This window comes from Flammeovirga agarivorans, from assembly GCF_012641475.1.
Lineage (GTDB): Bacteria > Bacteroidota > Bacteroidia > Cytophagales > Flammeovirgaceae > Flammeovirga > Flammeovirga agarivorans.
Window position 1 is genome coordinate 797,865 of record NZ_JABAIL010000001.1, and the last position, 23,773, is coordinate 821,637.

23 protein-coding genes are annotated in these 23,773 nt (G+C 33.5%); 16 read left to right on the forward strand and 7 right to left on the reverse strand.

Annotation, left to right across the window (positions count from 1 at the left end; all coding sequences use genetic code 11):
• Positions 1–264 precede the first annotated feature (264 nt).
• Both pckA and HGP29_RS03345 read left to right on the forward strand, forming a co-directional pair.
• On the forward strand, positions 265–1,875 hold the full coding sequence (pckA, locus tag HGP29_RS03340) for a phosphoenolpyruvate carboxykinase (ATP) (protein WP_168880929.1): 1,611 nt from the start codon (positions 265–267) through the stop codon (positions 1,873–1,875).
• Between the two features lie 362 nt (positions 1,876–2,237).
• Positions 2,238–3,530, forward strand: coding sequence for a porin (locus HGP29_RS03345; protein WP_168880930.1), 1,293 nt, complete (start codon positions 2,238–2,240; stop codon positions 3,528–3,530).
• Positions 3,531–3,594: 64 nt separating this feature from the next.
• On the opposite strand, the gene HGP29_RS03350 is transcribed toward HGP29_RS03345, so the two are convergent.
• From HGP29_RS03350 to HGP29_RS03360, 3 genes are all read right to left on the reverse strand, one after another.
• The gene (locus HGP29_RS03350) at positions 3,595–4,209 is read right to left on the reverse strand and encodes a hypothetical protein (RefSeq protein WP_168880931.1); all 615 of its coding nucleotides are present in this window, start codon (positions 4,207–4,209) and stop codon (positions 3,595–3,597) included.
• A 127-nt stretch (positions 4,210–4,336) separates the two neighbouring features.
• Positions 4,337–7,861 (reverse strand): ABC transporter permease/M1 family aminopeptidase, encoded by a 3,525-nt coding sequence (locus tag HGP29_RS03355; protein WP_235958249.1) that lies wholly within the window; start codon positions 7,859–7,861, stop codon positions 4,337–4,339.
• A gap of 67 nt (positions 7,862–7,928) precedes the next feature.
• Positions 7,929–8,813, reverse strand: a complete 885-nt coding sequence (locus HGP29_RS03360) for an ABC transporter ATP-binding protein (protein WP_168880933.1) — start codon at positions 8,811–8,813, stop codon at positions 7,929–7,931.
• A gap of 192 nt (positions 8,814–9,005) precedes the next feature.
• On the opposite strand from HGP29_RS03360, the gene HGP29_RS03365 reads away from it, so the two are divergent.
• From HGP29_RS03365 to HGP29_RS03380, 4 genes are all read left to right on the forward strand, one after another.
• Entirely contained in the window at positions 9,006–9,959 is a 954-nt protein-coding gene (locus HGP29_RS03365; protein WP_168880934.1) for an aldo/keto reductase, read from the forward strand.
• Between the two features lie 222 nt (positions 9,960–10,181).
• Entirely contained in the window at positions 10,182–10,562 is a 381-nt protein-coding gene (locus tag HGP29_RS03370) for a hypothetical protein (protein WP_168880935.1), read from the forward strand.
• Positions 10,563–10,574: 12 nt separating this feature from the next.
• Positions 10,575–11,066: an RNA polymerase sigma factor gene (locus tag HGP29_RS03375; RefSeq protein WP_168880936.1), complete on the forward strand. Its 492-nt coding sequence runs from the start codon at positions 10,575–10,577 to the stop codon at positions 11,064–11,066.
• Positions 11,048–11,683, forward strand: coding sequence for a hypothetical protein (locus HGP29_RS03380; RefSeq protein WP_168880937.1), 636 nt, complete (start codon positions 11,048–11,050; stop codon positions 11,681–11,683). The genes HGP29_RS03375 and HGP29_RS03380 overlap by 19 nt, the downstream gene beginning before the upstream one ends.
• Before the next feature lie 43 nt (positions 11,684–11,726).
• Here HGP29_RS03380 and HGP29_RS29055 read toward each other — a convergent pair whose 3' ends face one another.
• Positions 11,727–13,073 carry a DEAD/DEAH box helicase gene (locus HGP29_RS29055; protein WP_168880938.1) on the reverse strand — a complete coding sequence of 449 codons (1,347 nt, stop codon included), beginning with the start codon at positions 13,071–13,073 and terminating at the stop codon, positions 11,727–11,729.
• A 161-nt stretch (positions 13,074–13,234) separates the two neighbouring features.
• Here HGP29_RS29055 and HGP29_RS03390 point away from each other — a divergent pair, with 161 nt between their 5' ends.
• The 6 genes from HGP29_RS03390 to HGP29_RS03415 all read left to right on the forward strand — a co-directional run bounded on the left by HGP29_RS03390 (position 13,235) and on the right by HGP29_RS03415 (position 18,351).
• Positions 13,235–14,428, forward strand: coding sequence for a thioredoxin family protein (locus tag HGP29_RS03390; RefSeq protein WP_168880939.1), 1,194 nt, complete (start codon positions 13,235–13,237; stop codon positions 14,426–14,428).
• Positions 14,429–14,439: 11 nt separating this feature from the next.
• Complete coding sequence (locus tag HGP29_RS03395) at positions 14,440–14,973, forward strand: DUF1697 domain-containing protein (RefSeq protein ID WP_168880940.1); 534 nt, start codon at positions 14,440–14,442, stop codon at positions 14,971–14,973.
• 141 nt (positions 14,974–15,114) lie between these two features.
• Positions 15,115–15,543, forward strand: a complete 429-nt coding sequence (locus tag HGP29_RS03400; protein WP_168880941.1) for a MarR family winged helix-turn-helix transcriptional regulator — start codon at positions 15,115–15,117, stop codon at positions 15,541–15,543.
• Position 15,544: 1 nt separating this feature from the next.
• The gene (locus HGP29_RS03405; protein ID WP_168880942.1) at positions 15,545–16,093 is read left to right on the forward strand and encodes an NADPH-dependent FMN reductase; all 549 of its coding nucleotides are present in this window, start codon (positions 15,545–15,547) and stop codon (positions 16,091–16,093) included.
• Positions 16,071–16,889, forward strand: coding sequence for a pirin family protein (locus HGP29_RS03410; RefSeq protein WP_168880943.1), 819 nt, complete (start codon positions 16,071–16,073; stop codon positions 16,887–16,889). Before HGP29_RS03405 ends, HGP29_RS03410 begins: the two co-directional genes overlap by 23 nt.
• Before the next feature lie 67 nt (positions 16,890–16,956).
• The gene (locus tag HGP29_RS03415; RefSeq protein ID WP_168880944.1) at positions 16,957–18,351 is read left to right on the forward strand and encodes an MATE family efflux transporter; all 1,395 of its coding nucleotides are present in this window, start codon (positions 16,957–16,959) and stop codon (positions 18,349–18,351) included.
• A gap of 47 nt (positions 18,352–18,398) precedes the next feature.
• Here HGP29_RS03415 and HGP29_RS03420 read toward each other — a convergent pair whose 3' ends face one another.
• The gene (locus tag HGP29_RS03420) at positions 18,399–18,800 is read right to left on the reverse strand and encodes a hypothetical protein (protein WP_168880945.1); all 402 of its coding nucleotides are present in this window, start codon (positions 18,798–18,800) and stop codon (positions 18,399–18,401) included.
• 110 nt (positions 18,801–18,910) lie between these two features.
• Positions 18,911–19,495, reverse strand: coding sequence for a Crp/Fnr family transcriptional regulator (locus HGP29_RS03425; protein ID WP_168880946.1), 585 nt, complete (start codon positions 19,493–19,495; stop codon positions 18,911–18,913).
• A gap of 137 nt (positions 19,496–19,632) precedes the next feature.
• Between HGP29_RS03425 and HGP29_RS03430 the strand changes: the two genes are divergently transcribed.
• The gene (locus HGP29_RS03430; RefSeq protein ID WP_168880947.1) at positions 19,633–20,499 is read left to right on the forward strand and encodes a lysophospholipid acyltransferase family protein; all 867 of its coding nucleotides are present in this window, start codon (positions 19,633–19,635) and stop codon (positions 20,497–20,499) included.
• Between the two features lie 88 nt (positions 20,500–20,587).
• The gene (locus HGP29_RS03435; RefSeq protein WP_168880948.1) at positions 20,588–21,022 is read left to right on the forward strand and encodes a hypothetical protein; all 435 of its coding nucleotides are present in this window, start codon (positions 20,588–20,590) and stop codon (positions 21,020–21,022) included.
• Here HGP29_RS03435 and HGP29_RS03440 read toward each other — a convergent pair.
• A complete protein-coding gene (locus tag HGP29_RS03440) occupies positions 21,019–22,371 on the reverse strand; it encodes a sulfatase-like hydrolase/transferase (RefSeq protein WP_168880949.1) in 1,353 nt (450 codons plus the stop codon). The two genes, HGP29_RS03435 and HGP29_RS03440, sit on opposite strands and share 4 nt — an antisense overlap.
• 217 nt (positions 22,372–22,588) lie before the next feature.
• On the opposite strand from HGP29_RS03440, the gene HGP29_RS03445 reads away from it, so the two are divergent.
• Together HGP29_RS03445 and HGP29_RS03450 are read left to right on the forward strand one after the other, a co-directional pair.
• Complete coding sequence (locus HGP29_RS03445) at positions 22,589–23,125, forward strand: FKBP-type peptidyl-prolyl cis-trans isomerase (protein ID WP_168880950.1); 537 nt, start codon at positions 22,589–22,591, stop codon at positions 23,123–23,125.
• 126 nt (positions 23,126–23,251) lie between these two features.
• On the forward strand, positions 23,252–23,773 hold the full coding sequence (locus HGP29_RS03450) for an FKBP-type peptidyl-prolyl cis-trans isomerase (protein ID WP_168880951.1): 522 nt from the start codon (positions 23,252–23,254) through the stop codon (positions 23,771–23,773).

The window sequence follows — 23,773 nt, forward strand, 5'->3', positions numbered from 1 at the left end:
GTAAACATCTGTAAAACAAATCGTTAATAAAGATTTGTTAATTGTCATTATATAATGATGATTAAATTTTTAGTTGTTATTGATAAAAGTCATTTTTACACTTATTACTTCGTAATAGGTTTGTATTGTGATCGGACACATCAACAACACAACACATAAAACCATTCCTATCACTCTTATACCACATTTTAAACAACACCGCCCCATAATGGGATTATTGTACTATTTCTAGAATTTTCCTAGGGGGACACAAATCACATTACGATGACAGAAACACACAAATTAGCCAGTAAACTTTTATCGGAATCTAAACAGGTGAGTAACGATTTATCGGTTGCTCAACTTGTCGCTGAAGCTATTAAAAATGGAGAGGGCGTATTGAGCTCAACAGGGGCTATCATGTGCGATACTGGAAAGTACACAGGTCGTTCACCACAGGATCGCTTTATTGTAGAAGACGACTACACTAAAGACAGAGTATGGTGGGGTAGCATTAATAAGCCTTTCCCTCAAGACAAATTTAATGGCTTGGCCAGTAAGATGGTCGATTACTTATTAGACAATCAGAAATTATATGTAAATAACGTTTATGCTGGAGCCGATCCATCATATCGTATAAAGGTGAGAGTGGTAACCCCTCTTGCTTCTGTTTCTCACTTTGTAAATAACATGTTTATTGTACCATCAGATGAAGAGCTAAGATCATTTGGTGAGCCGGACTATGTTGTTTTACAAGCACCGGATTTTAATGCGAATCCAGACCTAGATGGAACGCGTCAAGGTAATTTCTCGATTCTGAATTTCGGTGAAAAAGCAGCCTTAGTAGGTGGATCACGATATACAGGAGAGATCAAAAAAGGTATTTTCTCCGTATTAAATGCTTTGCTTATTGATCAGGATGTTTTACCAATGCACTGTTCAGCAAATGAAAGCTTAGATGGAGAATCTGCTGTTTTCTTTGGTTTATCAGGTACGGGTAAAACAACATTATCTGCTGATCCAGATAGAAATTTGATTGGAGATGATGAGCATGGCTGGTCTGCAAATGGCATCTATAACTTTGAAGGAGGTTGTTATGCTAAGACAATTGACCTTACAAGAAAGAATGAACCGGAAATTTGGGATGCGATCAAGTTTGGTGCTACACTAGAAAACACTCGTTTCTTCCCTGGTACATCAGTTGTGGATTATACGAATGTAGTTGTAACAGAAAACACAAGGGTTTCATATCCGATTGAGCATATTAGTAATGCTAAAATCCCATCGGTTTCAGAAACTCATCCTAAGAATATATTTTTCTTAACATGCGATGCATATGGTGTATTACCTGCTATTTCTAAGTTAACGAAAGAGCAAGCAATGTATCACTTTATGTCTGGATACACTGCAAAAGTTGCAGGTACTGAGGCAGGGATCACAGAGCCTACACCAACGTTCTCAGCATGTTTCGGAGCACCATTTATGCCATTACACCCTTCAGTATATGCAAAAAAACTAGGGGAGAAAATGACAGAACATAATACTAATATTTGGTTGATCAATACAGGATGGTCAAATGGACCATCAGACAAAGTTGGTCGTACTAAATTGAAGTATACAAGAGCAATGATTACTGCTGCCTTAGAGGGTAAGTTGGATCAAGTAGAGTTTGTTGAGCATCCAGTCTTTGGAGTACAAATACCTACTGAAGTACCAAACGTACCTAAAGAAGCATTAGATGCACGTCAATCTTGGATCGACAACGGTTTTAAAGGTTACGATGAGACAGCAATGAAGTTGGCAGGTAAGTTTGTTGCGAACTTTAAGAAGTTTGAAGATGGTCTTGAAGATAAATCTATCTTACAAGGAGCACCATCTGTAGCTCAGAAAGTTTAAAGAAGATATTATAATATGAGATTTTAAAAATAAATATCGATTTCATAAAGGGTTACTACATATGTGGTAGCCCTTTTTTATGCACATAACACTTATCAATAGACTGATTGATTGGTGATTCTGAAAAAGTTTCATAATGTAAGGTTTTCTCACTTTTATTAAGAGATGTGTTACATAAATTCAATCTGATAGAGGAATAATGCTATTCTATGTAACAAAAAAGACATCTTTCCTTCCTTTTATTTCTTTAATATTTCTTCAATATGAACTGTATGTTAACTCTTTATTTTGATAGTAATAAAGTGGAAAACGACCTATATACTTGCAGCACAATTCGCATACGCATACTACAATAATTATCAATGAAAAATTCGCATATTCGTCTACTGGTTATAGCAGTAGGTCTTTTATTATCATGGGACAACTATGCCCAAGATAGCTTTGCAGCTGAGAATGAAGTATTGTTAGACTCCTCGACAACTTATTCACCTGAACAAGACGGTGAAGGACTTATTCAAAAATCATTACCAAAGAGCTGGACAGACCGTATTAAAGTGAGTGGTTATATTCAGGCTCGATATAATGGGCTGTTTGAAACAAACCCAGATTTAGAAGTGCCTCAAATGGATAAAAACTGGGGTGCAGATAAAGGTATTTCATTACGTCGTGTTCGTATGAAAGTGAGTGGTTGGTTATTGGATAACGTATATGTTTATTTACAAGCCGATTTTGCTCCTCCTGCTCCGACTTTAAGAGATGCTTATATGGATGTTTATTTTGATCATCACAAATCCACTTGGATTAGAGTAGGACAAAGTAAAGTACCTTTCGGTTTTGAAAACATGCAATCTTCTCAATTCCGTATTCCTTTGGACCGTACAGATGCAATCAACTCAGCTTTACCTAACGAGCGTGATTTAATGGCTGTTTTATACCATACACCTCAAAAAGTTAGAAAAGTGTATGAGTTTATGAAAGAGAATAACTTAAAGCATTCAGGAAACTATGGTACATTTGCTTTAGGTGCTTATAATGGACAAAGTATTAATACTCAGGATAAAAATGAGAACTTGCATGTAGTAGCAAGAGCTTCATGGCCATTCCAATTTTCAAACGATCAAATATTAGAAGTATCAGTACATGGTTATACAGGTCAATATGTTTTGCCGAATGTATCTGAGGGAATGCAAGCAGAAGTAGAAGAAGGTGGAGAAGTGAAGCGAGTGTATGCTGATGGTATTAACTTTGATGATGCTAGAGTTGGTGCTACAGTAGTTTGGTACCCGCAACCAATTGGTTTCCAAGCGGAATACAATTATGGTAGAGGTCCTGAATATGATGCTGTAGAAGATGTGATTAAAACACAAAACCTTGAAGGGTTTTATGCTATGCTATTTGCTAAACTACATTATTCGCATCATACATTTTTCCCATTTGTAAGATATATCAACTACGATGGTGGTAAAAAGTTTGAATTAGATGCAAGAAGCTATACTGTAAACGATTGGGAAATCGGTGTAGAGTGGCAACCAAACAGAGCGTTTGAATTTGTAGCTATGTACACTATTGCTGACCGTACGTATGTGGATCATGATAATCCTGTAAATGCACAAGCAGGTAACTTACTAAGACTTCAAATGCAAGTGAATTTCTAAGATAATTATTCTATCGATATATAAAGTCACACTTTCTTATCATAAAGAAAGTGTGACTTTTTTATTAAAAACGTTTTCCGATTGCAATAGCAAAACACATGGCGTCATAAACTCCGTGACCATTACTGGATTTAAATTCATAGGAGAACATCGGTGTTACATCCCATCCGCCTTCCCCTTTTATCGGGAATTCTTTTTCAATACTTGTTTTTACTACAAAGAAGTTTCTATTCTTTTCCATTTCAATACCTGGACCAATTCCAATAGCCCAAAGGTGAGCAAACTCGTAATAAGCCATTAATGCTCCTACATATACATACTCCCTTTCTAACTCTTCCTCTTCATGACTTACTTCGATCACATAGTTCGATAATTCTAAATCATTTGAAATACCGATAGCAAATTTATGGGAGAACCAATATTCATAATCAAGACCAATAACAGGAATAATTAGTGTTCGTACTTCTGTATAATTATTAAACCCTTTAGGAATATATCCATGTCCCCAGATTAAAGCCACTCTATGGTGTTTTAATGACCCATGCGCTTCTTCTCTTCCATGTACTTTTTGTGATTTAGGAGATGAAGAGTCATGTTCTGAAGAAGGAGTTTCATGTTGTGCAATAGCTTGAGTTGTCATCAGTAATAATAGACAGCAGAATGCTAAAAATTGTCTCATATTGATAGTGAATAAAAAGGGGATAAATGTTTTAATTACTAAAATAATTCAAAACATTTATCCCCATATAAATTTTAATATCAATCTTATTTAGAATCAATGATTCCTTTTAGAAGTTCAATGATTATTAGATATTAATTTTCTTGGTGTTGTCATCATATATTCTTTCAATCAACAATCTCTTAGGGTCGATACTCGCTTTTTCAGCTTTTTGATCGAGTGTAAACTGAAGTTGAATTTTTGGTTGATTGACCTTAATACGTTCCGTATAGATTAATTCTTTTGCGTCTGCATCTGCAAAAAATCCAATATCTACCCAATCATCTAGTTGAGACTCTACTTCATTACCTAATGAGTCTGATTTTACCTTTCTCGCCTCGATATTAAGCGTATAAGTATATTGTGCTGAGTCTGTTTTCTGAACATTGACATCCGTTAAACGGTAATCGTATAGTGTAATTTCTTTAAACCAATCATCAACAATATATTGTAATGAATCAGGAACTTTACCAGATAGGTGGTTTAAGAAATCTATTGAAGTTGGATAAGGAGGTTCTTTGTACCTAAACTCCGATAGGAATTCTCTTAAAGCACTATTTACACTATCTTCACCGATATAATTTTGAAGTGCATACATTATTATAGAGCCCTTTCCGTAATGTATATACCCTTGATTTTCCACTTTATATAAAGGCATTTCTTTCTCCTTCTCTACCGTTCTTCCTCTTAGGTATCGGTTCATATTATATTTTAAGAAATCTTTCATCTTAATATCATCCGATTCTTGTTTCATTACCATTAAAGCAGAGTATTCAGCAAATGTTTCTGTAAGCATTGTACTTCCTTGAATGTCGGCTCCAACCTCTTGATGTGCCCACCATTGATGAGCCATTTCATGTGCGATAACAGCATCAATAATATTGTTATCAGTTTCATTTTCTAAGTTGATGATAAAGCCGAATGCTTCAGAGTAAGGCATCGTTCCAGGGAAAGCCTGTGCAAATGTACTATACCTTGGAAATTCAATGATTCTAGCCTGTTTATGGAAATAAGGACCATAGTTTTCGGTATAATACTTTAATGACTTTTCTATTGCTGAAAGCATTCTGTCAACATTAACTTTGTGCTCATCAGTATAGTAAACTTCTAAGTCTATACCATTCCATGTTCTCTTGGCAATCTTATAATCAGCAGAAATGAATGAAGCAAAATATTGTGACGGGTGATCGACAACGTAAGTATAGTAATTACGTCCTGCTTCTTTCCAACTCTTAATCATCGAACCTGGAGCAATAGCCATTTGGTCGCCAGAAGTAGAGATGGTTGTCGAAATATTTACCCAATCAGAAACACCTTCTGAAAGGTAATTTTTATAACAAAGGTCATGATTGTTGTCTTCAGAAAGCTCTGGAGTTCTTTTTCTATAAGGAAGCCCATGTTCTTTACGTTTAAACTTATCTGCTAGCTCATACCTTTTACTATAGCCAATGATAGGTAACAATTCTAAGTTGTTGAAGAATGTACCATTTTCTACAATATTGAGATTAGCACTGTTATTATGGAAACCCTTAGAGATAAAATTAGATTTAATAATCATTTTCATTTCTTCGCCTACCTGTAACGGTTTGTAAAGAGAGATCTTTTTGAATCCAATTTCTTCATCATGAAAGACTTCTTTAGCTCCAGTAAGAATTAATTCAGTCTCCCAATTATCGTTCATAGTAAAGAAAATACTATCGATAGCTGTTTTTCCTTTATTAATTAATGTGATTTCATTGACTGAATATACATTTCGCTCATCCGGGAAAATGCTAATATTATAATTGATATCTGTAATTACAGGCTGATTGATTCCATCGTATTGTTTGTACTTTTTCTCATATTCTACCTGTAAGTCTTCAGTTACATCACTGGTCTTATAGTCATTTAGAATTTGCGTATTGTAATAGATATTACCGGCTACAGCCAACCAAATGACGAATACCAAAGAAATTGCTCCCATGTAACTGGAGTCCATATTCTTTTTAATATTTAATACTCTTTCTTTAAATGTAGAAGCCGTTCCTCTTTGCCACATTAGTGATGCAATCAACAACAGGGCTAAGCCTAGTAAGAACCAATAAAGATTAAACCAAAGCACACTAAGTACATTCGGGCCGAATCCATTCATATCAGAGTACTGGATAAATGGAGCACCTCCAATTATCAACATATTGGAAGAAATATCCATAATATTCAGAATAATCGTTGAACCAAAAACGGCTAGAATAGATACTCCATAACCAATATATTTTTGATCGATGACAACATGGATGAAAGAGAATATTAATGATAAAGCAATAAAAGAAGGTAACCTTGTCAATAGGAAACTGATCAGGTATACATCAAGTTTAATGTTGAAATATCCATTACCTAATTGATATAAAACACCTACTACAGTAAGTAATCCGAACAGGATACTTACCATGATTACAATCGACAGAGTATTTGCTAGTAATGATAAGAAACTAGAGTGGGGAGTAGCATCAATTACTTCATTGATATGAGCATCTCTACTTTGCCATATTAATTCACCACTATAATACACTACTATAATCATAATGAAAATAGCAGAACTGTTATCGATACTATCTAATATTTTATAGGTTACAGGGTAAGACTGCAAACCATAATATTCATAGCCTTCTAGCAGATCAGCAAAAATCATAATCAAGCTGAAAATGATCATGATTTTGAAAGTATTACTCTTAAAAATACTGATAAGGTTTACTCTCATAAAACTGGCAAACTTTATCCAATCTGTGCTAGATGAAAATGCATAGGAAACTTTAGGTTTTGTAAAGGTAACCGATGTGTTTGTTTCTTTTTCTTTCTTCTCTTTTCTGACAGATTTCTTTGTCTCAAATGTAAATAGTGAGTAAAACAAATACACTAGACCTGTACTTATGCCTATCCAAATCAGTCGGTTTAAACCAATAGTACTTGAAATGGAAGGTAGAATTGTATTTTTCTCTGCTGGGGTAAAATACTTGCTTTCATACTTTACAGCACTATTGGCAAATAAATCGATTAGTGCTGCTACTTTTTCGTTGTCAAGGTCAGAGGCAAAAGATAAACCAAGAATATACCCCACAATGATAAGCATTGCTCCTACAAAAGAGATTGTCGTATTTCTAAATTGTGATGCTAAACCAAAAATTATAGTTCCAGCAATTAACATATTTGGGATAACAAGAACGAAGTAACTCCAAATAAATGCACTCCATGGAGTAACTCCCATCTTTTCAGCATCAATCCATCCGGCTAGAGGGCCAATAAAACTACCCAAAATACTTCCGATGTAAATCCCAAGAAATGGAATAGTAGACAATACTAGGGCACCCAAAAATCGACCAAAGAAATAATCAAATTTTTTGATAGGGGCAGAGAATAATATTTCATTAAACTCATTACTGAAGTCTCTCAATGCAGCATTATTAAAGAACGCTGCAGCGAACATGACTCCAAAAATTGAAAGGATTACACTGAATCCTAAAATGACTTGTGGAGCATTGGCATGTACATTTCCAATTGCTCCACCAATAATAACTTTGTCAGAAGCTGTAGCACCAAAACATAATAGTGCTACTATACCGGTGAAAATATAGATCATGGGCTGTCTTAAAGCCCCTTTGATTTCTTTTGAAAAAAATTCAATAAACATTACAGAAAAAGAAAGATTAGTTAGTTACAAATTGTTGGGAAGTTTTTGTGAAGAATACATCTTCAAGGTCTGGCTCGACTTGTTTAAAACCATTACCAGGATCCACATTACTTAGCACATGGATAACAGTTTTCCCTGCTACCATTTTATCAGAAATAATTTCGTATTGATCTTTATAGTTAGCAAACTCATTTCTTGGGATCATTTTCTGCCATACAAGACCGTCAAGTTCACTGATTACATTTTCAGGAGACCCGTTGTAAACAATTTCTCCTTCCCTCATAATTGCCATGTCTGTACATAATTCACGTACGTCATCCACGATATGAGTAGAGAGGATTACGATAGCACTATCTCCCACATCTGCCAGCAAATTATGGAATCGATTTCTTTCTCCAGGGTCAAGACCGGCAGTAGGTTCATCCACGATAATCAGTTTTGGGTCGCCAATAAGTGCCTGAGCGATACCAATACGTTGTTTCATACCGCCAGAAAAGCTTTTTACTGCCTTATTTCTTTTTTCGTATAAGTTTACCTTTTGGAGTAAATACCCAATAAGTTCTTTTCTTTCTTTTTTGTTAGTCACCCCTTTTAAAATGGCAAGGTGATCTAAAAGTTCTTGAGCCGTAATTCTTGGATAAACCCCAAACTCTTGAGGTAAATAACCAAGTACTTGTCGTAATTGATCTTGATTTTCTAGGACATTTAGGCCATTAAGTTCAATAGTTCCGCTATCAGGTGATTGAAGTGTTGCAATAGTTCTCATTAGAGAGGATTTACCAGCACCGTTTGGTCCTAATAATCCAAACATACCATTTTCAATTTCTAGGTTAATGTTTCTTAGAGCATGTACACCGTTGTTGTAGACCTTATTTAAGTCTTTAATAATTAGTTTAGCCATGGACGTGGATAGATATAGATTGAGTAAGTTTGATTTTTTATAAAAATAAAGAATACCTTTTTAAATTTAAAATCTGATTTAAAGACACTTACAAAGATTTTTTAGTTGCATGACAAAATATAAAAACTTAGTTTTTTATTGGCCAAATATAAATCGTATATTAAATTAACAACCACATAAAACTATTACAACATGAGTAAGTCATTTAAATTAAACAATGGCAAAACTATCCCAAGTATTGGTCTAGGCACTTGGAAATCAAAACCAGGTGAAGTCTATGATGCAGTTAAGAAAGCAATTAAACTCGGATACAGACACATTGATTGTGCTGCGATCTATGAAAATGAACCAGAAGTAGGCAATGCTATTAAAGAATCTATTGAGCAAGGAATTGTAAAGCGAGAAGATCTTTTTATTACAGGTAAATTATGGAATGATTCTCATTTAAAAGAAGATGTTCCAAAAGCAATGGAGCAAACTCTTTCAGATTTAAAACTTGATTATCTTGACCTTTATCTCATTCATTGGCCAATTGCCTATAAAAAAGGAGTGAAGTTTACGCAGAAAAAAGAAGAATTCTTAACTTCTGAAGAGGCTCCACTCTTAGAAACATGGCAAGCAATGGAAGCATTGGTTGAAAGTGGGAAAGCATTATCTATTGGTGTATCTAACTTTGGTGTATCCAACTTAGAACATATTCTTACAAATGCTAAAATTCCACCTGCAGTGAATCAGATAGAAATGCATCCTCTGAATCAACAAAGAACAATGATGGAGTATGCAGATGCACATGGAATTATTCTTACAGCATATTCACCTTTAGGTACAAAAGATAGTTTAATGGAAAAGGATGGAGTACATCCGCCTGTTCTTTTAGAAAATGAATTATTAAAAGAAATTGCAGATAAACATGGTGCTTCAACTGCACAGGTAATGTTGGCATGGGCAAATAGAAGAGAAACTGTTGCTATCCCTAAATCTGTTCATGAACACCGTTTAAAAGAAAATTTAGAATCTGAGAAGATACAATTAACCCCATGGGACTTAAGAGAAATAGCTCGCTTAAATGAAAAGTATAGATTTGTTGATGGAACAATCTTTACGGATGGAGGCAGCCCTTATACACTTGATTATCTTTGGGGATAATTAGAAAAATGAAAAAAGAATGCGATGACTACCTTGTTGATTATCAAGGTGGTCATTTTTTTTGTTTCTGTTTTTTGAAAAAAAAGTAATTGATCTGTAATAAATCAATCACATTGGATACTAACTACTTGAGTTACAAAAAATCCTTCTATTAATAACTCCGGAGGGTAGAGGATTTTCAACTCATCAATAAATTTTATTCTTCAATAACTAATTATTAAAATGAAGCTCTTAAATCAATTACACAAAGCACTTTTCTATAAATCAACAGCGAAAGAATCGTATATCTTTACTTCTCAAGATAAAGAATATCAGACTTTAGTAAGAAGTATTGCTGAAAAGTATGGGTTGAAAATTATGCACTCCGGAAAGAAAACTTTTAAACTTTTATTTCCAGGAAGCACATTTATAGGTAATTCTCAATTTGAGTCTTTTTTATGTGCGAACACTTATATAAAACTGAAATATGATGAGGAGAAAATTGATATTACATCTTTTGAAACTTTGATCTCTTGGTCCTCTGAAGAGAGAAAAATATTTGATAAAGTTATTCATATAAAATTGAATCAATTCTTAAGCTTTCTACAGACTGAAGTCAATTAAAATACCATCAATATGTCAATTGAATTTTATGAGGAGTATATAGAAAGTAATAAATCCATCATTTATAAAATTTGTAGGGCTTACACCAATTCATCAGCAGAATTTGATGATTATTTTCAGGAGGTTTGTCTACAACTTTGGAAATCGAAAGACAGTTATACACAACAATCTAAGTTGTCTACATGGGTTTATCGCGTAACTCTGAATACTTGTTTATCTATTCTCAAAAAGGAGAATAAAAAGGTAAAGGCTGTAGAGATCAATGAAAAGATAGATCACATAACTACAGATACATCCGAGAACCAAGAACGATTGGATTCTTTGTATACAGCGATCAAGGCTTTGAAAGAAGCTGATAGAGCAATAATTCTCCTCTATTTAGAAGACCATTCTTACAACGACATCGCAGAAATAATTGGTATTTCGGCATCTAATGTAGGAGTGAAAATCAATAGGATTAAGAAACAGTTAAAAGAAAATATGGTATGGAAGAGTTTGATCTAAAAGACATCTGGAACAAAGGACATCAAACAACTCCTGTTTTAGATGAAGTAAAACTAGCAGCTCAAAAGCAGAGAAAAAAATCGATTAGTTTGGTGGATACTATACTTCAAAAGAGTAAGCTAGAATGGGTGATTGTAGGTGTTATTTATACTGCCATAGGAGTACCATTAATAATTAATGGAAGAATTCTTATAGTCATATTAGGGGTACTTCCAATGTTGTATTTCTTTGTTCTATCATTAAAGAATTATAAAAAAGTAAGGGCTTTTGATACTCAAAATACATTAGAATATCTCAAAAAAGTAGATAGTTTTATAGACAGGTCCCTACAGATTTACGCGAAACAACTAAAGGTATTAATCCCATACTCTTTGTTATTTGGAATGTATATCGCTTTGCAGAATATTATAGAAGAGGAAGGTGTTTCATTTTCAGAGTTTTATTTTGAGTATGGAGGACAGGAACAAATTATTGGTGTACTGATCTTTTTCATCATAATTTTTATCCCATTCTGGCGATTTGCAACAAAAAGTACGCACAAGTTTATCGATAAATTTTACGGTAAAGAACTAAAAGGAATAAAATCGATGATCGAAGAACTACAGTCTGAGCAGTAAAAATAATCCCCACCTGATATCACACAAGTGGGGATTGTCTTTATTATTTCTTTCTGAATTTTCTTTTTAGTCGTCCTCTATTAACTGGCTTCGTCTTTTTAGGACCTCTGTGCACTTTCTTTGTTTGGTTCTCCGGATTGTTGATTCCTTGTTTTGTATGGAAGGCACCACCTCCACCTCTAGGAGTTTTGTGACGGACATCCTGCAAGTAATCTTTATCTGAGATCTTTGGTTTTTCCTCTTCAGAGAAAATTTGTGATACTGGCACTTCTTCAGGCATAGGTTCCAAAGGAATCGCTTTACCCATTAAAGTTTCAATCATCATTTGGTATTCTTGCTCAGCTTCATTGATGAATGTTATGGCAAGACCTTTTTCATCAGCTCTACCTGTTCTACCAATACGGTGAATATATTCTTCCGGAATTTCAGGAGTATCAAAGTTGATGACATGGGTGATTCCTTTAATATCCAATCCTCTTGCAATAATATCTGTAGCAATTAAGATATTGAACTCACCATTTTCAAACTTCTCTAATGACCTGAAACGATAGTTCTGTGATTTGTTAGAGTGGATGATTCCTGTTTTTTCAGGAAACTTCTTCTCAATAGTTTCATGTAAACGGTCTGCGAGTTTTTTATTTCTTACGAATACCAATGTACGTTCCATATTTGGTTCGTGATCTAAAAGGTATTCGAGCATACTCACCTTGGTGTAGAAGTTAGGAACATGATAGGCCCTTTGAGTTACCTTATCAGCAGGAGTACCCGTTCTGGCTATTTCTACTTTTGTTGGTTGATTGAAGAAAGTTTCAATTAATTCAGCAACATCATCTGTAATCGTAGCAGAGAACATAATATTTTGTCGGCGATCGGGCATCAAGTCCATTAACCTTGTTAATTGTGGACGGAAACCTAAATCCAACATTTCATCTACTTCATCAATAACAAATTTCTGTAGTGATTTGAACTTTAAGACACCCGCTAAAGCTATATCCAAAACCCTACCTGGAGTTCCAACAAGAATGTCTAAACCCTCATGTACTTTTTGTTTTTGAGTGTTGATATTTGCACCTCCATACACACCTACAGTTCGAACAGACATGTATTTCGTTAATGCATTAATTTCCTCCACTACCTGTGCAACTAATTCTCTTGTTGGTACGACAATAAGAACTCTTGGATCATCTTGATTAGAGAATTTTAAATTTTGAAGTAGCGGTAGAAGATAGGCCATAGTTTTACCCGTACCTGTTTGGGCAATACCAATTATATCTTTACCTGAACCAATGACAGGGAATGCTTCTTTTTGAATAGGAGTAACGTTCACATATTCAAGGTCTTCGATAGCATTTTTAAGGAAATTATTAAGCTTTAATTCTTCGAATGTCACTTTCTTAAATGTTTAATTTTCCACAAAGGTAACTGTAGCCTCAATAAACACGAAATATCTAATAGATATATAACACACATTGACAGACTAATAATAAAAACTGTATATTGTAAGAACTAACGTTTAACAAGGACAACGCAACAAATTACTAACATTAGACAATGAAATATTTTATTCTTACTAGTTCAATACTTTTTCTGTTGAATACTGCATTTGGTCAATCTGTTAATTTCGAACGAGGGGATTGGGGAGAAATAATTTCTCAGGCAAAAGAAGACCACAAACTTATTTACGTTTCTTTATCTCCATCTTGGTGTGAATCCTGTAAGAGTTTTGATGAGGATGTGTACCACAACAAATTTGTAAGCGATTATTTTAATAGTCATTTTGTTTCTATTAAGAGAGATCTAGATGATCCTGTAGCAAAAGAATTTGTTTCAAAATATAAAGTTCGTTCATATCCTACTCACCTCTTTTTTGATCAAAAAGGAAATTTAGTGCACATGTTTAAAGGTGGAATGCCAGCCAATATTTTTTTAGACAAGAGTGAGGAAGTTCATGACCCTTCAAAACAAGTATTTACGCTAAAAAAGAGGATTAAAGACAATGAAAAGCTAACATATGAGGAATATTTAAATTATTGTATTGGTGTTTTTGATTTAGGTTTAGAAGATGATAGAACCACCGACCTATTTTTATCAAAACTCAATGCATCTTCTTTTAAGGACAAAAGAGTCGTGAATGTAGTGAGTCACGCTTTATATCATTCAGATGCGAATGCTTATGCTTTTGAGGTATTTAAAAAGTACCATGAGCAAATTAAAGAGAACTTTCCACCTCAGACCTTAAATTCTATCTATTCTAAAATCGGTCGTAATATTTTAGGAGCATCATTAAAAGAAAATAACCCATTGATGTTTGAAAAAGATATGTACACCTTAAAGAAATATATACCTGTTGAAAATGCAGCAGTTATCTTTTTTGAGTTATATCCAAAATTTTACCTTTCAATAGGTGAAGATGATAAGGCCTTTTATAGTATTCAAAATACTTTTCAAGAGGTGAAACACTATCAAACAAAAAAGATAGTTAACAGCTGTAATGATTGGGCATGGTATTTCTGTGAAAATTCAGAGGACAACGAGAGACTTCAAGCGGCTCTAAGTTGGGTGAATTATGGCTTATCTATGGCAGACTCTTATGATTTAATGGATACTCAAGCACACCTTTATTTTAAACTTGGTATGGTGGAATCATCAAAGTCTGTAGCAGAAAAAGTCTTAAAACATTATCAAAAAACGGGTAAAGATACTGCTCAAATAGCATTTCTAATGCAGCAAATTACTGTGCGATAAATACCATAAAAATGAAATATGTTTGTTTACTAAGAGGTATTAATGTTGGAGGGAAGCGAAAAATTCTCATGGCTGACCTAAAAGAGTTAATCACGAAACTTGGCGTAAAAGAAGTAACCACTTATATACAATCTGGAAATGTTGTATTCAATTCAGGTACTGAACTCAATGAAAAAGAATTTGAGAATACTCTTCAACAAAAGATCAAAGAACATTATGATTTTGATGTTCCTGTGATGTTAATTAATGAAGTGGATTATAGAGATATTATTAGTAAGCAGCCATTTAATCAAGATGATATCAATAAACTACATGTTGGCTTCTTAGGTGATTTACCTTTAGATGAAAATATAACGCATTTGTCTGAAGTTGATGCAAAGGAAGATCGTTTTGAAGTGAAAAAAAAGGCTCTTTACTTATACTGTGAAGGGAAGTACCATCAAACGAAATTAACACATGCAATAATGGAAAGGAGACTAAAAGTGGATGTGACCGTAAGAAATTGGAAAACGGTATTGAAATTAGATTCAATGCTTGTAAGTTAAATACAGAGCTGCTTGAATAAGGCAGCTCTTTTTCATTAAATAGAAATCTCTCTAAACTTTTTTATAAAAAAAAACCGAATTATTTGGATACTTATAAAATTACCCTTACAATTGTATGTACATTAATCGTTTAAACAAATAATGATCAATAAAGAATATTATAAAGCCATTTTTGAAATCATAAAAACTGGACATTGGATTACAGATTCTGTGAGTCAAGCTTTGAAAGAAGATAAAATTACAGAACCACAATACAATGTTTTAAGAATATTGAAAGGGCAAAAAGGAAATCCAATTACTGTAAATGAAATACAGGAAAAAATGGTTCAACGCTCAAGTAACGTAACTCGAATCGTTGACAAATTATTGGATAAAGGGTTTGTCAATCGATCAGAATGTCCTACCAATAGAAGGAAAATGGACATTACAATTACTGATTTAGGTTTGTCCGAATTAGATAAAATGAATAAAAAGGTAGAAGCTATTCATTTACCTTATAAGGATAACTTAACTGCTGAAGAAGCAAAAACATTAGAAATCTTAATTAAAAAACTTAAAGGAGAAAATTAAAATGAAAAAATTAGTCGTATTCGGAGCATCATCTTCAAAAGCATCAATCAATGAACAATTAGCCGTTTGGGCAGCTCAACAAGTTGAGGACGCAGAAGTGAAAGTATTAAAGTTGAGCGATTATGAAATGCCAATTTATAGTATCGATAAAGAGGTAGCATCAGGTATTCCTCAAGAAGCGAAAGATTTTATCGAAGAGATTAATAATGCAGACGGAGTGGTGATCTCATTTGCAGAGCATAATGGTAATTTCACAGCAGCATATAAGAATATTTTTGATTGGGCCTCTAGAGCTACCCGTTCAGTGTATAATGATAAGCCTGTATTTGTCATGGCTACTTCACCAGGTCCAAGAGGAGGTTTAGGAGTATTAGGTATAGCAAGTGCTTCATTACCATATGCAGGAGCAAAAGTAACTGGTAACTTCTCTCTTCCTACTTTCCAAGATAATTTTTCAGAAGGTATCACAAATGAAGAGCTAAAAGAAAAGTTTGAATCTTCTTTTTCACTATTTAAAGATGTATTAAATGAAACGACAGTTAAAGCGTAACCAGCAAGGTCGAGGAGGGTTTCAATATATTGTAGACCCTCAGACAAGAAGAGATTTACAACCTTTTGTGTTTTTTGATGCAGGAGTGAGTAAACGAAATGATGAAGGGATGTTTTTCGGTATGCATCCACATTCAGGTATTGGTATTATCACCTACTTTGAAGGAGGAAATTTAGTTCATCAAGACTCAGGTAATAACGATGATATTATTAAAAGTGGTGGAGTACAATGGATAAATGCCGGTAATGGAATTTTCCATGCAGAAGGATACAGAATGCCTAAAGGAGTCAATCCATTTGATTCTTGGGAGTTGGCCATACATCAATTGTGGTTACAATTACCTCCTGAACTTGAGAATGGATCTACAGGATATTTGAACCTTCAACCAGAAAATATTCCACTAGTAGATAATGTCAAAGTCATCGCGGGTGAATATAAAGGAGTGAAATCAAACTTAGATATTCCTTTTGATATTACTTACTTGGATGTCTCATTAAAAGAAGGAGAAAAGTTTGTGTTAGAAACACCGTTAAACCAAACTCGTGGGTTTATCTTCTTAAGAAGTGGTGAAGCTTCAATTTACGAAGATGAATTAACCACAAATACTCTACATATTCTTGAGGAAAATGATGGAGAAATTGAAATCATTGCCAAAGAAAATACAAAGTTTGTTATAGGACTTACTGTTCCAACTGATCATAAAATGTTTTTGGGAGGAGGTTCGATCCATACAAATAAACTTTCTTTTGAAAAGGCTCAAGAAAATATACAAAGCCTTTCTTCTACTGTTATTTAAAAAATTTTCACTAACTATTGTATGTACAATAGTTGTATATGTTACTCTGTAAATTAATCTTTCTATTATGAATGCGATCCTAAATGGTAAAGTATCAAATACTCTCACTAAAATGAGTTTACCAATAAGTGTTGGTATGTTGTCAACATTCCTTTTTCAAGTGATAGACACCTATTTTGTTGGGCAGTTAGGTGGAAATGCTTTAGCGGCACTTAGCTTTTCATCAGTATTGTATTTTATGATAGTTGGATTATTTATGGGGTTAGCCATAGGTGTTTCAACATTAGTAGGAAAATTAATTGGAGAGCAGAAAAATAAGATAGCGGAACATACAATCATTTTAGGCTTAGTGATTTGTTTGCTTTCCACTACTGTTTTGAGTGTTCTAGTTTTCTTGTTTAGTGATCAATTATTTAGTCTTTTAGGAGCTACTCCAGAAATTTTACCACTTGTTCAGCAATATCTAAATACATTATTGGTGGGATTGCCACTATTAACAACAGGTATTATGGCAGGTAGCTTATTAAGAGCTAATGGAAACTTAACAAAACCAGAAGTGATTATGGCTATAGCAGGTGTCATTAATTTAATTCTTGATTACGGCTTTATCTTTGGTCATTTAAACCTACCGGAGTTAGGAATTCAAGGAGCAGCTTTAGCAACAGTGATTTCATGGGTGTTTATTATAGTAGGAATGACTGTTTTATTTATTCAAGATAACTTGATAAAGTTAAACTATAGTATAACTAGTATTTCTGTGAAAATGTTAACGAAAGACATTTTCAGTATTAGTATACCGATCACTATCAGTAATATTATATCTCCTTTCACACAAATGTTTATTACTTATGTATTGGCTACACATTCAGCTATGGCAGTTGCTGCATTTGGTGTTGCAGGCAGGGTAGAGATGTTGTCATTAATAGGTATTATGGGAGTAAGTACTGCAATTACACCCTTTATCGCTCAAAATCTTGGAGCAAAAAATACAGTACGTATAGATAAAGCGATTGTCTTTGGAGGTAAAGCAGCTTTTTACTTAGGTTTAATCGTTTTCATCATTTTATTTTCGTCTATTGGAAACATTGCACAACTCTTCAGTGAGGACATTTCTGTAGTGAACTACTCAATTGATTATTTCAATTTTATATCGCTCTCTTATATATTTTATGGAATGTTTTTAGTAACAACAGCGATTCTGAATGGTTTACAAAACCCAGGGAAGTCAATGAAAATTATGTTGATCAAGACTTTTGTTTTCACATTTCCTTTAGCGATTATCGGCAGTTATTTTTATGGTACAACAGGTGTATTTGTAGCGATTGGCCTAAGTAATATTTTAGGAGGAATCTATGCAATGTATATCATGAGACAAGTAATCAAATCATTAAATACCGACCTTAAGGATAAAAGTATTATTAATGATTATAAGAATGATTTTGTAAGTATCATAAGACACTAAAAAAGGCACCATAAAGGTGCCTTCTCGTTTATTTATTGGAGCGATTATTATTCTGCAAAATCTCTGTTATATGTACTTAAGAAGTAAGCACCATAGAGACAAATCATAGAGTCGAAAAATAACGCAAACTTATAAGTATCCATGATAACATGTGTTTGATTCATTAGGAATACAATAGTAATAATCATGTATAACTTTAATAGACAAACATAAATCGCAATGGGGATTCTGAAACCATTTTTAATCATAGATAACATCATTAGTACTCCTACAATTAATACAGTAAGGCCAATTTGTTCTGGGATTAAATGACTAGAAGCAGCCATTGATGTATCAATTCCATAAGGTAGTAAATGTTGCCTAAATGGTGATAAAACAGACATTAGGCCACTACAGAAAGTGATCAATCCTCCTATTCCGAAGAAGATCCTGACTTCCTTCTCGTTCATAAATTAATTTTTGGTTCAACAATAAGATCTGTAACTTTTTTGGGTAGACAAAAAATTACAAACACAATAGTACGCTTCTTTTTTGATTGAAAAATTGATGTAAGATAATTCTACGACCTTTTTGACATCTCCTTTCTAATTCTTGAAAGACTTTCAGTTGTTATTCCTAAATAAGAGGCTAAATGATAGTTTTTAACTGACATTTCAATGTTAGGATACGTTTCTATAAAACGTTCATAACGCTCTGTTGCATTTTGAGAAAGGTTTGCCAAGATCCTTTTTTGGTATCCAACAATTGAACCTTCCATTTTTGATCGATATAGTTTATTAAAGACTGGAATTTGAAAACATAACTTTTCAATATCTTCTCTATGAATGGCGAAAACGATAGAATCTTCAAGGCATTCTATGTTATAGATCGCTTTCGTTTGTGAGAAAAATGCTACCATATCGCTTATCCACCAATCATGCACCGCAAATTGAATGGTGTGTTCTTTTCCTTTTTCATCAATAAAATAGGTTCTAAGACAACCATCAACAACATACAAAAGAGTATCTACGTCTTGTCCGTTTAAAATAATTAGTTCTCCTTTTTTATAGTGTTTTTCATGGAAACAATTTCTAATGGCTTGTTTTTCAGTCTCTGTAAGGTAGAGGCTTTTGAAAACATCAAAAAAGAAAATATCGGTATTCATAGTTTTTAGATTAATGCAAAGTATATGGGTTACTCTATATAAGTTAAGCATCATAATTTAAAAAATAAATTACTTTAAGAATAGTTTTGTTTGATTAGGTACATAAATTAATTTTGCTTGTCACTTTTTAGCATATTATGTTTTTTATACAACTATTATCAAAGATACCCTTTAGCTTATTGCATATTATCTCAACATTTTTAGCCTTTGTTACAGGAAAAATAATAAGGTATAGAAGAGATGTTGTTGCGGAAAATATTAAGATTGCCTTTCCTGAAAAATCAGAGGCAGAACACAAAAAAATAGTAGATGGATTTTATACGAACTTATCAGATGTAGCACTAGAATCTATCAAATCACTATCCATGTCTAAAGAAGATATGAAGCAACATTTTAAGGTGAAAAACCCCGAAGTGTTTAATAAGTTTCATGATAAAAACCAGCCAGTAATTTTAATGTGTGGCCATGTTTGTAATTGGGAATGGCAAATGACGGGGTTTGCAGCCAATTTTGATTTTGGTTTTGGTGCGGTTTATAAACCTTTAGAAGGAAAGTTTTCTGAACAACTGATGCAACAAATTAGAAGTAGGTTTGGTGGATATGTCGTTCCTATGGCCAATACTATGCGTCAGATTCTAGTGAGAAAAAAGAAAGGAGAGAACTTTGGATTTGGAATGGTGTCCGATCAATCACCTCCGGGCTATGATAGAAAAAGAATTTGGATTGATTTCTTTGGGAGACCATCTGCATTCTTTGCAGGACCAGAAGTGATTACAGGTTCTATGAAAATACCTGTCATTTATTCAAGAATTATTAGAACCGGTAGAAGCCAATATGAAGCAGAATTATTCGAAATCTATGATGGAGGAGAATATGAAAAAGGGTCTAATTTAGTACTGACAAAATACGCTCAACTCGTAGAAGAAAATATAAAAGCTCAGCCCTCTAATTGGTTATGGTCTCATAAGAGATGGAAATATACTAAAGAAGAAATGGGTGAATAACTAAAAAATCTCAAGTAGAAAAGTACTTGAGATTTTTTTATATTGAATGAATTAATCAAAGCCCTTTATCAAAACGCTATCCATGATTATGAAAAACCTTTTATTCTTTGTCATCTTATTATCTTCCATTAGCTTTTGTAAGGCTCAGGAAATAACTGATTTTCCGTTAGGAAAGGAGTTTACAGAAGAAAGGGATATGATAAGAATGGACGTTGGTGGAATTGAAGGTACTTTGTTCGTCTATACTAATAAGAAGAAGCAAATTGTATCATTAGGTTTTGTACCTAGTTTAGATGGAACGAACCCCAACCGAGTGCATAAACAAGAATTTATGGGTTTCATTCAATACCTTCAAGTGGCCTATGGAATACAGTTTGAAAAAACGTATGAACGGACGAGAGGAAAAGAACATTTTACTGCTCGTACTGCAGATATGAAAATTGCAGTTACCATAGAAACATATAAAGATGACCTAACGCCAACGCCTATGACAATGATGATAAACAAAAGAGCTAAAAACTAATCAACTCTCCATTTATCAACTTGATTAAGCAAAGTAGCTTTTGCTGTTTCATGCTCAGTAGATAACCCTCTGTATTCATAATTTACAGTTTCATAGGCATCTTGTTCAAGATCATAGAACTTTTGTCGATTATCAGAAATATATTTATAAGTACCGTCTGTAATAGTAAAATTACCATCTGCTTCGATAAAATTATGTTTTCTAGGACCCATTGTTTCATTAAAAAGTAGAGGAGCATATGAGATGCTATGATTATCTAAAGTTGTACTTGAAGAAGCTAATTCAAGTACAGTAGCAAACATATCCGCAGCATTTACCATAGATTCTTCTGTACCAATTCTAACAGAAGGTCCACTTATAATTAATGGAGTATTAATACCTCCTTGATGTAAACTACCTTTTACCTTGCCTTTTTCATAAGGTGTTTGTGCCACTCTGTAATCTGTACCATTATCTCCTATAAATATGATAATGGTATTTTCTTTATTAGGGATATTTTGTAATAAGCGTTTTATTTCGGAATCCATAGCTTCTATACTTGCTAAATAATAAGGTAAAGGATTGGCTTCTATTTCTGTTTCAACATCTGATAAACTTCCCTGATTGTGTAAATCACTTGGAGGTAAATGGAAAGGTGTATGAGGTGCTGTATATGCTAACCATAAAAACCAAGGATTATTTTGATCATTAATCCATTCAATTGCTAAGTCAGTAAAATAACTAGTAACATATGTATTTGATATGTCTTTAGTTGTTGAATTTGAGCAAGTAGTGAAATTATAATAATCGTTTAGTGTACCTGGAATAGTTCCTTCAAAATATGGTATTCCAAAACCTTCTACATCTACAGTACTTACATTTCCAGATAAATGCCACTTTCCTATTAGTGCAGATGAATAATTGGTACTATTTGTTAGTTCTGCATGTAAAGTTTTACTATTTGAAGGTAAATTATCACCTACTGCAATTACACCATTTGTACCTCCATAGTTACCAGTTAGCATAGCAGCTCTTGTTGGAGAACAGGTTGGAGCTACCCAATTATTATTAAAAATTAACCCATTCTGAGCTAATGAATCTAAAGTGGGCGTATTGGCAGAAATGATTCCTTCATCATAAAAACTTAAGGCATCCTTCCCTAAATCATCGGCAATGATTAGTAATACATTAGGATCAGTAGAAGGGGATTCAGGCACTGATACAATAGTTGTATCTTCATCTACAATAGTGGTGTCAGGTTCAGAAAGTACTATTTCGTCCTCTATGATATCATCAATTTTTGAAGATGAGCAAGAGAAAAAAGTAGACAGTAATAGTGTTGTAATAATAAAGTTTTGCTTAGTAATCATAATTCATTCAGAAGTATCACACTCCAAATTGGAGAAGTTGAAAAAAGTAATCTAATTCAGTAAAGTAGTCGTCATACACTTTGTACTCAATTCTTTAAAGGAAAAATTAAGAACAGATCAATTAAAAAAGAAATCTTTCACAATAAATCTTTCTCAAATCACTTTTCTATATTTTAACAGGTTTATTTAATGTACCTTTGTCAAAAATTAAAGAACTATGAAAGCAGCAAAAGATAGCGTAGTCACTATTGCCTACAAATTATACGATGAAAATGCAGAAGGTGTATTACTTCAAGATGTTAGAGAAGATGATGCATTTGAGTTTTTATTTGGTTATATGGATGTACTTCCAGAATTTGAGGTAGAGTTAGAAGGAAAAGAGAAAGGACATACTTTTGAATTTTCTATCGCTAAGGATAAAGCATATGGAGATTACCAAGAACAAGCGGTAATTAAAATTCCTAAAGAAGTATTTAACATAGAAGATGAAGTAGATGAGGCAGAGATCTTAAAAGTAGGTAACGTATTACCTATGGTAGGTCCTGACGAAATGCCAATGGAAGGTGAAGTGAAAGAAGTAAACGATGATCATGTTGTAATGGACTTTAATCACCCACTTGCTGGTAAAACATTATACTTCACAGGTGAAGTTTTAGATGTTAGAGCTGCTACTGAAGAAGAACTTCAAGAAGCAAAAGCTGCTGTAGAAAATTCAGATTTAGGCGGATTAGATTTTGATAATCTTCCACAATAATCATAGAATTTAGAAGTCGTTTGTACTTCATCATGATATAATATAACAAGCTTCCTAACGAATGAATGTATCGTATGGAAGCTTTGTTTTTCTACTAATCATCAAATATTAAGATAATTATTAGATATGGATAAGTTAAAAATAAAAGAAGGCTTGGTTGTAGCCTTAACATATAAATTATACGAAGGGAACGCTCAAGGTAAATTTATCGAAGAGGCAGACGCTTCAGAACCATTTTTATTTTTTGTAGGTTCTGGTGGAGTATTACCAAAATTCGAAGAAGCATTATTGGGTAAAGAGGAAGGAGATAACTTCCAAATCTCGTTGCCATGTAATGATGCTTACGGAGAAGTTATTGAACAATACAGAGAAGTTAAGGTAGATAAAAATGCTTTTGGTTTTGCTGATAAAGAAGAGGAAGAAGCATTTTTACAATTAGGACATATTCTATCGGTTGCTGACCAAGATGGAGATGTTTACGATGGGAAGATCACAAAACTGAATAAGAAAGATGTGATTATGGACATGAACCATGAATTAGCAGGAATGGACCTGTTTTTCGATGGTAAAATTGTAGAAGTACGCCAACCAACAAAAGAAGAAACTGATTTTGATGGTGAAGGTGTGGAAATTATGCCATCAAAATAA